The 12,586-nt window shown below is 58.9% G+C and carries 14 protein-coding genes and 2 pseudogenes; 3 read left to right on the top strand and 13 right to left on the bottom strand.

What is annotated here, in order from left to right; genetic code table 11:
- Positions 1-439: 439 nt before the first annotated feature.
- The 13 genes and pseudogenes from AAFX91_RS31545 to AAFX91_RS31605 all read right to left on the bottom strand — a co-directional run.
- A pseudogene (locus AAFX91_RS31545) lies at positions 440-586 on the bottom strand (IS256 family transposase); the annotation flags it as partial.
- 122 nt (positions 587-708) lie between these two features.
- Positions 709-918 (bottom strand): LysR family transcriptional regulator, encoded by a 210-nt coding sequence (locus tag AAFX91_RS31550; protein ID WP_394569209.1) that lies wholly within the window; start codon positions 916-918, stop codon positions 709-711.
- Positions 919-1,019: 101 nt separating this feature from the next.
- Positions 1,020-1,238 carry an EscF/YscF/HrpA family type III secretion system needle major subunit gene (locus AAFX91_RS31555; protein WP_394569196.1) on the bottom strand — a complete coding sequence of 73 codons (219 nt, stop codon included), beginning with the start codon at positions 1,236-1,238 and terminating at the stop codon, positions 1,020-1,022.
- A gap of 23 nt (positions 1,239-1,261) precedes the next feature.
- Positions 1,262-1,495: an EscE/YscE/SsaE family type III secretion system needle protein co-chaperone gene (locus AAFX91_RS31560; protein WP_394569197.1), complete on the bottom strand. Its 234-nt coding sequence runs from the start codon at positions 1,493-1,495 to the stop codon at positions 1,262-1,264.
- Positions 1,492-2,856, bottom strand: a complete 1,365-nt coding sequence (locus AAFX91_RS31565) for an FHA domain-containing protein (protein ID WP_394569198.1) — start codon at positions 2,854-2,856, stop codon at positions 1,492-1,494. The genes AAFX91_RS31560 and AAFX91_RS31565 overlap by 4 nt, the downstream gene beginning before the upstream one ends.
- Before the next feature lie 11 nt (positions 2,857-2,867).
- Positions 2,868-4,964, bottom strand: a complete 2,097-nt coding sequence (gene sctV, locus AAFX91_RS31570) for a type III secretion system export apparatus subunit SctV (RefSeq protein WP_394569199.1) — start codon at positions 4,962-4,964, stop codon at positions 2,868-2,870.
- Between the two features lie 490 nt (positions 4,965-5,454).
- Positions 5,455-5,973, bottom strand: a complete 519-nt coding sequence (locus tag AAFX91_RS31575; RefSeq protein WP_394569200.1) for a YscO family type III secretion system apparatus protein — start codon at positions 5,971-5,973, stop codon at positions 5,455-5,457.
- Positions 5,961-7,337, bottom strand: coding sequence for a type III secretion system ATPase SctN (gene sctN / locus AAFX91_RS31580; protein ID WP_394569201.1), 1,377 nt, complete (start codon positions 7,335-7,337; stop codon positions 5,961-5,963). The genes AAFX91_RS31575 and sctN overlap by 13 nt, the downstream gene beginning before the upstream one ends.
- Positions 7,334-7,957 carry a FliH/SctL family protein gene (locus AAFX91_RS31585; RefSeq protein ID WP_394569202.1) on the bottom strand — a complete coding sequence of 208 codons (624 nt, stop codon included), beginning with the start codon at positions 7,955-7,957 and terminating at the stop codon, positions 7,334-7,336. Before AAFX91_RS31585 ends, sctN begins: the two co-directional genes overlap by 4 nt.
- Positions 7,936-8,565 (bottom strand): hypothetical protein, encoded by a 630-nt coding sequence (locus tag AAFX91_RS31590; protein WP_394569203.1) that lies wholly within the window; start codon positions 8,563-8,565, stop codon positions 7,936-7,938. The genes AAFX91_RS31585 and AAFX91_RS31590 overlap by 22 nt, the downstream gene beginning before the upstream one ends.
- Before the next feature lie 91 nt (positions 8,566-8,656).
- Positions 8,657-9,442 carry a type III secretion system inner membrane ring lipoprotein SctJ gene (gene sctJ / locus AAFX91_RS31595; RefSeq protein WP_394569204.1) on the bottom strand — a complete coding sequence of 262 codons (786 nt, stop codon included), beginning with the start codon at positions 9,440-9,442 and terminating at the stop codon, positions 8,657-8,659.
- Complete coding sequence (gene sctI / locus AAFX91_RS31600) at positions 9,439-9,870, bottom strand: type III secretion system inner rod subunit SctI (RefSeq protein WP_394569205.1); 432 nt, start codon at positions 9,868-9,870, stop codon at positions 9,439-9,441. Before sctI ends, sctJ begins: the two co-directional genes overlap by 4 nt.
- Positions 9,867-10,277 (bottom strand): hypothetical protein, encoded by a 411-nt coding sequence (locus tag AAFX91_RS31605; RefSeq protein ID WP_394569206.1) that lies wholly within the window; start codon positions 10,275-10,277, stop codon positions 9,867-9,869. The genes sctI and AAFX91_RS31605 overlap by 4 nt, the downstream gene beginning before the upstream one ends.
- 460 nt (positions 10,278-10,737) lie before the next feature.
- Between AAFX91_RS31605 and AAFX91_RS31610 the strand changes: the two genes are divergently transcribed.
- From AAFX91_RS31610 to AAFX91_RS31620, 3 genes and pseudogenes are all read left to right on the top strand, one after another.
- Positions 10,738-11,028: a transposase gene (locus tag AAFX91_RS31610; protein ID WP_394569207.1), complete on the top strand. Its 291-nt coding sequence runs from the start codon at positions 10,738-10,740 to the stop codon at positions 11,026-11,028.
- A complete protein-coding gene (locus tag AAFX91_RS31615; protein WP_394569208.1) occupies positions 11,025-11,279 on the top strand; it encodes a hypothetical protein in 255 nt (84 codons plus the stop codon). The genes AAFX91_RS31610 and AAFX91_RS31615 overlap by 4 nt, the downstream gene beginning before the upstream one ends.
- Before the next feature lie 538 nt (positions 11,280-11,817).
- Positions 11,818-11,916 (top strand): annotated as a pseudogene (locus AAFX91_RS31620) (integrase core domain-containing protein); the annotation flags it as partial.
- Between the last annotated feature and the right edge of the window lie 670 nt (positions 11,917-12,586).

A 12,586-nucleotide genomic window follows, 5' to 3' on the forward strand; every position in this document is an offset into this window, starting at 1 on the left:
GCTCCACCCGCGCCACTTGGCGTACAAAACCCTGAGACTCTAACCGCTGCTGGATGAAAGTTCAGTGGCAGGTCACATAGGCCAACTTGGCACGGTGCGCAGTTGTGAGCCGCTCATCAGCGACGTTCAAGCTGATCAGCACGACCCAGTCCCCTTCCGGTCGAACAAAGGGCGATCAGGCCGAGCCGACTGTCCTCACACAGATGACATTTCTAATGAGCAGAACCTGCGACTTGTCTATCGGGCGCCGACACATGTTGATTAGCCTAATCAATTATTTAGCAAGTGTTTGCGCTGAGGCACGAGGGATCTCGTCTGCGCGCCGCGGCCTGACAGTCTCTTGCTGCGGAGACCAACCATCATGCTCTCCGCCGATTACGTTATTGAGGTAATGTGCACGCGCAGGGAGCTATGACGGATTTTGGGTGACGCCGTCCGATCAGGCGGCGCGGACTTCAGCGGTCGGAATGACTTCGATTCCGTCCGCAAACTTTACCCCGGATATCAGCTTCGGCAACTGATTTGTGCCCTTCAACCGTCGCCAGGTTTTCGATGCGGCGCCGACGAGCTTGAAGACCATCAACTTTCATTGGTAGTCTCGTTCACGGCGTATCGCTCCTTTGGAGGTTGCTGGCAGGCTTCATCACCCGCCTCGATACGCCGCCTTTCTCAGGTCGTCATCACCCAGTTTCCGTCATAGCTCCCTCACTAGAAGAGTTCGCCTGCGACGGTTGGATGAATGCCGCGTCCACCGCGCTGGAGCAGTGCGACGCCAAGCTCAGCTTCAAGGGCAGTCATTTGCTGACTGAGGGCGGGCTGCGCCACGTGCAGCATGCCTGCCGCCCTCGTAAAGCTACCGCCATCCACGATGCCCAAGAAATAGCGGAGATGACGAAGTTGCAGGAAGTTAGGTGACATCAGTCGCGTTCGATTTCGCTCGATCGATTCAGGTCTGATCAAGATATCCGGACTTGCCCATCAGCCCGGATATCGTGACGGGACCGAACGACCGATAAAGATCAGGCAATATTTCGGATGATACCATTGAGTGCGTCGTGAATCGCCTTGATGATGGTGGAGTTCAAGTTCAACAGCGTCGTGTGCTTGCTCATTGAGTCCTGAAGCCGAAGCTGATCCATAACGTTGTCTGGGTTCATGGTTGCCGTAGTTGCTCTCACATTGCGATCCGATTGGGCAACGGATTGCCCAATAGAGTTGGTTATGCTGCCGAAATCCATTTCGCCTCTCATTACTCAGCGGACTATTCGCGGTGATGCCGCATCCATGTAGCATCAACGACTTCTGTCGCGCAATCTATTGCCTCGAGCAGCGCCTGCAGTGCTTCGAATTGCCGCGTTGTGACGCCTCTATCAATGTCACGTTTCAGAGCCTGCCTCCAGTTCTGGAGGTCTCCATTGATGATAGCTCTGCCGGAGCCATCAACGTCATTTAGCAGCTGCTTCTCCAGCTCAAGCACGACGGAATTTTCCTTCACCGTTGATCATCCTCGGTTAACCATTCTGGGTTGCCTCGATAGAGCATGCGAAGGTTCGATTCTCCGACGCGCACGATAAGTCCGTCGTGGTCGATGGCTGCAATCTTGCCGATGTGATCGATGCTGTCGCCCAGCTTCAACTGGGCCCCGTTCTCAATCACGACGAAAGGTGTGCGGCCCAGATGCACCCCTCGCACCGCGGGCAATACCATTAGCTCGCACCGCGACTCGAGCCGGATATAGGGCTTGAATCTTTCCTCGAACCGAGCGGCAACGTCCTTCCACTCATCGTATGTTGTCGAGGCCAGCGCTCCAGACACGGATACGACATCGGGCCTTGCGGTGATGCGGATGGACCGGCGGAGTTCAGCGGAAGCCGCCGCCAGCAGAAAGGTGCGTGCGCGATCCGGCGTTGCCACTTCATCATTGGTCTTGTACACGCCCGGGACGTCCTGCTGGAGACGACGAAGGGCCGCTTCTACTTTGGCATCGCTCCGACCGTACCCTATCACTGTGAGTTCGCCTGCACCTTCTACGCGAACGCGACCGTCGATATCAAAAGCGTGTAAGATCGTAGCTGCGAGGTCGACGAGCCTTGCGTCAGATAATTTGGCTGTAGCCGGTCGCCTTGCTGTGAGGTCAGCCGTAAGCCTGGGGTCTTGCCAGCCAGACTGGCTCTTGTTGGTATTCTCTCCAGGCTGCAGGTCGATCGCCAGCCTACCGGCAGTCGACGGGATGTTGACGTCGGGTGCAAAGTCCAATCCATGAGGATCGGCCGTCTGCGGTTCGATCGGCTGAGTGCCCGGAGCGGTAGAAAAAGCCCGGGAGTGAAGCCGCTCGATACCAGCCCAGGCGCCACATATTATCATCAGGAGGCCACAAACCACTGCTCCCAGCCGCAATCGCCACGGCATCCAGCCCACCGTGAGACGTGTTCGCCGGCTGCCCAAAGCCAATGACTCTGTCGCATCTGAAGGGGGCCTGCTTGCATCCAACCCCTGGCGCTCGAGTACGGTATCCTCCTCGGGAAAGCCGAGCCCGGCGGGGCCCAGGCTGAAGATTGTGCGGCCAACACGGACCGGGGTGAACGGATCAAGGATAGTCGGATTGTTTGTAGTGCACACCCTACCGTTGATAAGCACGCCCGGTGCGAACGCAGTGATCTGGATTCTATCCGACTCGATAGCAATACGAATATGCGAACCGACGAGTTCCGGATCGCCGAAGGTGAGGTCATCCGTATTGTGGCTACCGATGAGCCACGTTCCCTCGCCCAGCCATGTCTCCGCGCCCAGGTTTGGCCCGGACAGCACGCGCAAAATGAGCTTGGCCTGTTCACCGGTCAGAACATTCTTTTCCATTGGCATGTTTGTCACTGCAGCGCAATTCGCGCCAAGGGCTGGACGGAGATGTCAGGAGTAAGCTCCTGATAGGAGAGCACCGGGAGCTCGTACAAATCGACCTCGACAAGCTTGCGGACGTATCGACGGATATCGACCGAGGTGAGTAGCACGGGCTTGTACGGCATTGATTCAAGGATGCCGCCGGCATCTTTTATCCTGCCAACGATCTGTTGCGTGGTCGGCGGATCGAGAGCGAGATAGCTTCCGGCAGACGTCTGCCGAATTGACTTGCGCACTGTGTCTTCCACATCGGCCGTCAAAATGTAGGCCGGCAACAGATTCGTACCGGCACAATGCTGAAAGCAGATCTGCCTCTTGAGCGCGCCACGCACATGCTCGGTTAGCAGGACTGTATCCTTCTCGTTTTGTCCCCATTGGACCAATGTGCTGAGGATAGCGCGCATGTTTCGCAGCGAAACCTGCTCTGAAACGAGCCGTTTGAGCACCTCCGCGATCTTTTGCAGAGGGACCAGGCGCAACGCCTCCTTCACGAGTTCCGGAAAGGATACCTCCGCCTGTTTCAAAAGCGCTTTCGTTTCCTGGATACCGATGAACTCATCGGCGTGCCGACGCACGATTTGACCAACATGGCAGGAAAGAATCTGGGCTGCTTCCAAATACGGGATGCCCGCAGCTTGCAGCGACTCGCGATGTGCGACATCAACCCAGACGGTTTCGATTTGAGGCAAGAAGGAGGAGTCTTTCATGACATATGGAATGTCCACCATTTCGAGGCCCTCGGGAGTATCACGCGCCAGGATGTGTTGAGGCAGCAAGCGTCCCGAACCGTATGGAACTTCATCTAACCTGATAATATATTCGCCCTTGTTACAATCATCGTTTATTCGGACATTGATCACTGGAACCGGAACGCCAAGATCGACCATCAGCGCCTGCCGCGTGGCCACCAACGCTTTATCAAGCACGTCCGGCTGGATCATCGTCTGGATATCGCGGTCAATGTCGATCATCAGCGGTACAGTAAGCATGATGCCACTGCTGCCTGCCTTGTTTGCCTCAGAGGCCTCAGCCGGACTCGTCGACAGCGCTCCCCCACTGAGTGGCTGGCCATGCGAGTCAGTGCGCAATAGTTGGCCACGACGCTGCAGCAGCCAGCCGGCCCCACCCACCGCTGCTGCCAAAACGATAAAAATCACTGTCGGAAAGCCGGGCACAAGGGAGAACAGGACGAGCATGAATGCTCCAACCATGAGTGCACGTGGTTGCGCACTCAGTTCATTGCCGATTGCATTGCCGAGGTCTGCGCTGTTGTCTTCGGCACTCACTCTCGTGACGATGAATCCTGCCGTGATCGAGGTGAACAGCGCCGGAATCTGACCGACGAGACCATCGCCAATCGTCAGGGTCGTATAGACTTCAAGCGCCTCCGAGAATCCCATTCCCCTTTGGAGTGAACCAATCGTGATCCCGCCAATGATGTTCACGATAATGCTGATCAGGCCTGCGATCGCGTCCCCTTTGAGGAACTTCATGGCGCCGTCCATAGCACCGTACAACTGACTTTCGCGCTCGATGGCAACACGGCGCCTGCGAGCCTCTCGCATGTCGATGCTGCCTGCCCGCAAGTCGCCATCGACGCTCATCTGCTTTCCCGGCATGGAATCCAGAGAAAAGCGTGCAGCGACCTCGGCAACGCGCTCCGATCCTTTGGTGATGACGACAAATTGTACAATTGTCATGATCAAGAAGGTGACCGCGCCTACCACGAGATTACCAGCTACGACAAAGTTACCGAAGGTCTTGATGATCTGGCCAGCATCCGCATGAAGCAGGATGGTGCGAGTTGCCGCAATACCGAGCGCCAGCCGAAACAGCGTTGCCAGCAAAAGCACCGATGGAAATGAGACGAATGCGAGTGGAGATTTGATGTAGACCGCCACCATCAGCAGGAGCGCTGCAATTCCCAGATTGACCGCTTGCAGCACATCCATAAGCACTGACGGAAGCGGAATAATCATCATGAACACGATCGTGATCAGCAACGTCACCAGAACAATGTCGTTGCGGCCGGTCGCGATGGTCAGGAGTTTGTCGAGTGACTTCATGTGATCAACCTAGCGCGACTTGGCCCGTAAAATGCCAGCCCATAGCCAGAGGCGCGACACGCCGCTGACGATGGCTCGCTCCGGCCCTGAGACAGACTGCCGGCCCGCCTTCATTAAACTCTCCAGAGTAGCAAATATGAACCGTCCCCGCCGATTAGGCGTCCAAAGCCAACTCGCCCGGGCCGCAACAATGACTCTCATGTTTTCTCGATAGTTGCGGAGGCCCGCAGTGTTTCGCCTAGCCGATAGGCACATTCGATTGTCTTACACCCGAGAGTTCGTCATGCAACATTCGCGGCGATCCGTGCACAGCTGATAGCCTCGATGAATTCGGATTTGAGGCCAGCGGACGATAGGTCGCGCGCATCGCCATCAGAGCAACCGCACGATCTGCATCGACGTAGACCGCAGGATCCGATGAACCATGGATGAGATCGACCACTGGCCCGCCATATTCAAAGTCGCATCGACGCTCTCCTGATCTCCTCCCTTAGCCTTCGCATCCCTGAAAATCTTCGAGCTCCAAGGCCGCCCCGGCTCGCGACGTGCTCACAGCAGCCCTGTTTTCGCAAACCTCCTTGGAGCTCCTCATCGAGACATCGCGCAGGGCGCGCGCCAGATGTTCGCACTTATCTAATTGCTTGCCTGCTTGACGTACGATGTTGCACGCCTCGTCACGTGCCTGCCGGGCCTGATCGGCTTCCGCGACTGCCTTCTCAATGTCCTTTTCGAGCAGCTGATCGTGATCGTGCAGAGAGGTCATCTTTGCCTTCAGACCGACAAGAGCGCCGAGAGCGACGGCTTCTCCGATCACGGAATCGTACAGGGCAGCTTCAAGCCGAAGACGCTTTTGCCGCCAGGTGCGGTGATTTTTGGCGGCGGTCTCCACAGCAGCGGCAGCGCTCTCAAGGGCCAGTTGCCGAGCCCGGAGAATATCTTGCTGGCGATGATGTCGCAATTTCCGCAGCTCCAGGAGACGCGGCACGGCGTCCGAGATCATCCCACGCATGCTTCAAGCTCCTGGAGCGTGGATTCGAAGTCCATCTGCTCACTTGTCGATTGACGCAGGAAACTCTGCATTTCGGCCCTTCTGGCGATCGCCTCATCCGCGAGGGCGTCGGTCCCGTTCTTGTATTCACCCACGCGAATCAAGAGTTCGACCTCTTGGTATTTCGTCATCAGCTCCCGGAGTCGTCGCGCCATGCTTTCATGCTGCGGAGCTACGATCATGCTCATGACGCGGCTGACGCTCGCAAGGATGTCGATGGCAGGATAGTGGTTCGACATAGCCAGGGCACGCGAGAGCACAATGTGGCCATCAAGGATCGAACGCGTTTCGTCGGCGACGGGTTCAGTCATGTCATCTCCCTCGACAAGCACGGTGTAGAAGGCCGTGATCGACCCACGCGCATTGTTGCCCGCACGTTCCAAAAGTTGCGGCAGGGTCGCGAACACTGATGGCGGGAAACCATGCCGGGTAGGTGGCTCACCCGCTGCAAGGCCGACTTCCCTGTGCGCCCGCGCAAAACGCGTTAGCGAATCCATGAGAAGCAGCACGCGTTTTCCTTGATCGCGAAACCATTCGGCTATCGCCGTGGCCACATAGGCCGCCTTGGCGCGCTCCATAGCGGGTCGGTCGGACGTCGCAACAACAAAGACCGCTTTGGTTCGTGATCCCGAGCCGAGGCGCGTGATGAATTCTTGCACCTCCCGTCCGCGCTCGCCGATAAGTGCTATCACCGCGACGTCAACCTGAGCGCCCCGTATGAGCATCGACAGCAGTGTACTTTTGCCCGCGCCTGCAGCGGCAAAGATACCGACGCGCTGCCCCTCCCCGCACGTGAGTAGCGCATCGATTGCCCGTACACCGACCGGAAGAATCTGATCTATGCTACGCCGGGTTAGCGGATCCGGTGCGCTGCCATGAACCGGCACGTGGGCCTCTGCGATCATGGGCCCATGAGTGGTTGCGTCAAGCGGGCGGCCAAGCCCATCAAGTACCCGACCGAGCAGGCTCCAGCCGGCCGGCGCCAGCAGGGCCTTTCTCGTCGGAATCACCTCCGTGAGGGTAGAAAGTCCCCGCATTTCCCCTAGTGGCGTCAGAACGGCAATATCGCGCTGGACTCCTACGACCTCGGCGATCAGTTCACGGTTACTTTTGGGATCGCGGAGTTCGCACAAATCCCCGATACGCACGCCAGGAGCCGTCGCACGGATGATTGTTCCAACGACTTGAAGGACACGACCACGGAAATTCATCGTCGGCGTTTGCTCAACCGCCCTGCTCGCGAGCCGGAAGAACCGATCAATGCTTTCATGCGAACAACCAACGGGAGCTACCGCCGTTGACGGCTCGGCTGGCTCCGACATCATTTTGAGGCCTCCAGGCTTTTGCGAACGCCGCTTTCGAGCAACGTTAGCTGGCTTTCGATCGTCGCGTCGATCAGCCCGGCATCGGTCTCGAGAATACACCCGGCATCATTGATCCGCGGGTCAGAAATAACTTCGACGACTGCGCGCGAGGTGACCGCCGGGGCTATCTCGTCTACCCGTCCGCGAACCGTCTCGACAAGCGACGGTGCCACTCGCAGCCGAACGACAGGGCTGTGGCCCACGACGCTCAAGCCTCGCAGCGCGATCTGCAGTGCGGCCTCGTCTGGCGCTGTCGTGTCGATGATCCGGCGCGCGATCTGCAGGCCGAGGTCCACGATCCTTTCCTTGTTTTGCTCCATGATCCGGAGCGACTCTACGGCGATCGCGGCCAAGCGCTGTTGAATTGTCACTTGCGCTTCCTTTAGCCCGGCTTCTCTGGCGGCCGCTTCAATCCTGCTTGCGGACGCCCGCGCTTCATCAACAAGCGCCTCTGCATCGCGCCGCGCCTGGGTCAGGAGTTGCTCGGCCTGGAGCAGCGCCTGCGTACTTACCGCCGGCAAGACTTGCCCTGGCCCGAGAACACTGATCGTCTCCGACGTCAATCGAACCAGTGCGACCATAGGGCCATCCTTTTGCGGACCAACCGCCGCATCGCATGAAAGGCGTCCTCTCCAGCACTGTCGTTGCGACAGGCGTTTGCCGCCACCATCCAGATCGATGCAGGGCTGCGCAATCTCAGTCGTACCTGCAGTGCGTCCGGGATGCAGCCCATCGCGAGGCCGAACATTGCCGCTCCGCAGTGGAGCAATTCAGCAGGCCCGGTCGGCAGCTTGGAAGCACCGATAGCCGACATCAGTCCGGCGGTCGGTCGTGGTAGCAGCGCGGCATGGAAAGCGAACGCGAAGGCCTCTTCTCCGAGGACGGAACGTGCTGCAACGATATCGGCGCTGCGAAGCTGACCGATAAGACTGGGCGCCCCGGTCCACGCTGCGGCAAGGCACATGAGGCGCACGGCGTCCGATGCCGGCAAAAATCCGAGCCGGGTCCGCGGCGCATGGCCAGCGGAGATGATGGCGGATGCCCCCCTAGTTTGATCGCGAAGCAGCCGACTTCCAAGTCTCATTCGGATGAACGAATCTGCCCGTGCAGGCTCCCGCGGCAGCCATTCGGGCCAATCCTTCGCTATAGCATCATCGAAGTCGGCGGCGGGATCGGCGATGCAGCGCATCATCGCTCCCGCCCACGGCCTGTGAAGCCAGTCACCCAAAATTGCTGCGGATCCTGTCGCGATCATCGGGGGATTGCTCGCTTGCATTGATCTATGGCGCCGCAGGATTTGTTGTGTGGCTAACCGGCTTCCGCCACACGAAAAAGGCAAGAACTGCATTGCCGATTAGCGATATCACCAGCCCAGCCACGAGTTCGACCAGGAGATAGAGCGGAGCGCTGGCCTCGGCGGCGACGGGAGGCGCATCGAGCGGCGGCAAGCCGCTATCGCTTTGAGCTGCCTCGACGAGCGTAACCGAGACCCCATCGTAAGACACGCCCTTCAAGCTATTTGCGACCAACTCCTTGATCTTCGGTACGATCTGATCAACGGCAGTACCAGGCTTATAGCGGACCAACACAGCAGCAGTTGAGGGAACAGGCGGGACGCGATCGTCGATCGTATTTTCGGGCAGGACGGCATGGACCCGGGCACTGAACACGCCATCGATCCTGGAGAGCGTCTCCGACAATTCTTGCGTCGTGCCATGGATAAATCGCACACGCTCCTCCGTTGGCGATGACAACATACCCTCTTTCTTAAAGAGGGCGCCCAAGTCGGCAAGCCGATCGCGAGGCAATCCGGCGCCATCCAGTACACTCATGGCACGCGGCACGTCTTTCGTCGGAACAATCAGCGAGGCTGCTCCGTTATGCTCCGCCACCCGCTCGCCATCGATGCCGTGCCGCATCAGCAACGCGAGCATTTCGTTGGCGTCATGCGCCGGAAGATTACGATAAAGCTCGATCTTTGCTCCGCACCCCGCCAACGCGAACGTCACAAAAAGAATCAACGCGCGCTTCAACACCAACGCCACACTCGCATAACTGTTGTTCACTGGCTCTTCAGGAGAGTATCAAGGCTTTGTACGGCCTTCCCAACCACCTTCGAGGCGATATCGTATTGCAGCGTCAGGGCTGACAGGGTGGATTGCGCGCTCAGCCACTCAGTCGAACTGAACTCGCCGGCGGCATAGCTTTCCGCGACCCCGGCCGCGACTTTCGCAGCGTCGCCGAAAGAGGCGCTTAGCTTCTCCATCCCACCGAGGATATCGTCAGCTACCCGGACACGACCAACCAACCCCTCCTCGGTTGGGGCAAGACCATTGACCACTGCGAGATCATCATTCGATGACGATAGCGCTGGCCGATCGAGCGCCGAACGAAAGGCCTCGACCGAATCAGCCGGCGCCCTTGATGCCACCGGCCTCCCGGTCACTGGCGACACGGCCTCAAGTAGCGCCACGATCCCATTCACACCGCTCATTGATCCTGAACCTCCTGATCTACCTTCGCTGCACTCCCTAACGCCGCAACAAGCCCGTCGAGCGCCTGATCGTCGCAAGGAAGACGCCGAAGCACAGCATCCCGCTCACTCAAGCGCCCAACGACTCCAAGAGCCAGCGCCTGGAATGCCATTCCATAGGGATCATTCGCGCGGGCAAGAGGATCGAGGCGCTCCAGCGCCGCCTCAACGTCGTTTGCCGCCAGATCGACGAGCACGCAAGCAATGACGGCCTCCCGACCGCCTGGGGCAACCACATCGATTCCCCTGGCAATCCGCCTCGCTCGCTCCACGTCGTTTTTAACACAAGCCAGAAACGCAACCTCGGTCAGGCGCCGCAGGAGACGGCACCGGCTTTCCGGCGCGGCAAACGGGACTAAATCAGACATAACAACGAACAGTCCTTAGACCGCTGCAAACCCGCCTCATCCGTTAGAATGCAGAGAGATCCCACCGGATAGCTGCACTTGCTGCGAGCTGTTTTGGCCACCACATCTGATACCGCTGAGCGCGTCATAAGCATTCGGTTGAAGTGCTGCCTTCCAGCATGCAGTCTCCAGCGATTCTAGTCCGCAGCACGATCGAGTGGAAATGCCGTTTGGAGATGGAGGCATAGTGAATGCATATGGACGGTAACTCCAGACCAAACGGAAGACCGCGCAAGAAAGGAGTAAGGCAATGGACACGGCGGACAACGCCGACGCGCTGACCACTTGCTCGCAGAGGTCGCAGCAGAGAGAGTCTCAGGCAGCGTCATAGAAGACATCAGGAGGAGCTGAAATGGACCCCGCTTTTGTGACCACGTGCTTAGTTGGAAGGGGCTGCTCCGTTTGATAGACGGAGCGCATGATGACGACAAAGACGAGACGCAAGATCGACGCGGCACTGAAGGCAAAGATCGCGCTGGAAGCCGTGCGGGAGCAGGCGACGGCGGCCGATCTGGCCCAGCGCTATGAGGTTCACCCGAACCAGATCTATGCCTGGAAGAAGCAACTGCTGGACCAGGCGGCCCGGGCCTTTGACGCGGGTGTCGGGCGGGAGAGCGAGGACGCGCGCGAACGCGAGATCGAGAAGCTGCATGCCAAGATTGGACAACTGACAGTCGAGCGCGATTTTTTAGCGCGGAGGTCCGGAAGATGAGCACGCCGGACCGTCGAGGAATGCTCGATCGCGCCGACATGGCGCTGTCGATCCGCCGGCAATGCATGTTGCTTGGCATCGCGCGCTCTGGGGTCTACCGGCCGCCACGGCCGGCCAACGACAACGACCTTGCCCTGATGCGGCGTCTCGACGAGCTGTTCACCGCCTGGCCGTTCCTGGGGCCGCAGCACCAGGCACGCGCGGAGAGGGTGGAGGCGGCCTCGTGTCCCAATGGCTGCGCCACACGATGAGCTAGAAACATGGCCGACGGTGTGAATCTGCGCCACACTCGCGACACCTTCGGCCATGCCTCGCTGACCACTACCAGGATCTACCTGTATAACGAGGACGAAGCTCGGCATGCGGCGATCAGCGGTGTGCACCGCGTTGCAGCGGCGCCGAGGTTTGGGACTTTCATTTTTAGTGCCGAGGCCACAGCGGCTGGAAATGCCCCGGCGTGTGCAGAATGTGTACCAATCGACCTTGTTCACCCAGGACAGGATGCACGGTCAGCCTGGCATTCGCATCTGCCGCATCTGCCTCGATGGCGAATGCGCACGCCAAAATGGTTCGCCAGCAAGTCCCCGACGCCCTCAGCGCCGTAAAGGTCGATATCGCCATGCGGATCGACTACGCCCACGTATCATCTGCCCTGCATAGCCGCCGCTGACGGTCAGGTCATAGAGCATCGTCGAGGCGATGCTGAGGCCCGGCTTTCCGAGAGCAAAAGTTCCTTGCTGCCGGGCCAGGTTGTGCAGGCGGCGTTGCATTGCCTGATGCGCTTCAGCGATAGCTGGCGACCTCGAACGGCAGATACGGGCCTTTGTCGAACACTACAATCACGTCCGCTATCATGAGAGCATCGACAACCTCTCTCCTGCCGACGCCGAGATTAACTTCGGCATCCACGGGTACTGGACGGCCCCTGCCCTCGGTGCCCGAGAGTCCGCGGCGTGCAAAATATTGAATCAGTATGGGTGCATCGGCACGAATGATAGGGTCGCTCGTCCCGGCGCAAGCGTGGCTACCGTCCAGGTCGATCTCGGCCAACACGATTATTTTGAGCTTTCCCTGAAAGCTGATGAGGGCGGGAGTTCGGAACGGCGGCATATCGTGGGATGTGGAAGCGCGTCGGATTTTCCGGACGTCTCTCGCTCGACCCGCCACTGCTTGCTGGCGCGACTGGACAGCGCCTCGGCCCTGATTCTGCGACCTTCATCGCCGGGCTGCGTAGCGCATGCTACTGAATGGCCTATCCCGCAAGTCAGACTGTGAGTCCTTTGCAGCCGAGCCGAGGTGAGCGCGCGAAATATCGACACTGTAGCCGATCGAAGTTCCTCCACGGGCCTCTGCGGGACTGGCATCGGACGAACCACCATCAGCACAGCCTGCGCAAGCAGCTGCCGAGCACCAGATCGCAAAATATTCGTCAGGGGATCGTCGATCTCATCGGGCTGATGCAGTGGGACAATGTTGCTATGCTCGTTCATGGCGTATCGCTCTCCTCGAGAGATCCCATGGGGTGGATTGCAGTCGTATTTCTTGCAGAATAAGGCTG

Source organism: Bradyrhizobium sp. 31Argb, from assembly GCF_043638955.1.
In the GTDB taxonomy this organism is placed as follows: domain Bacteria; phylum Pseudomonadota; class Alphaproteobacteria; order Rhizobiales; family Xanthobacteraceae; genus Bradyrhizobium.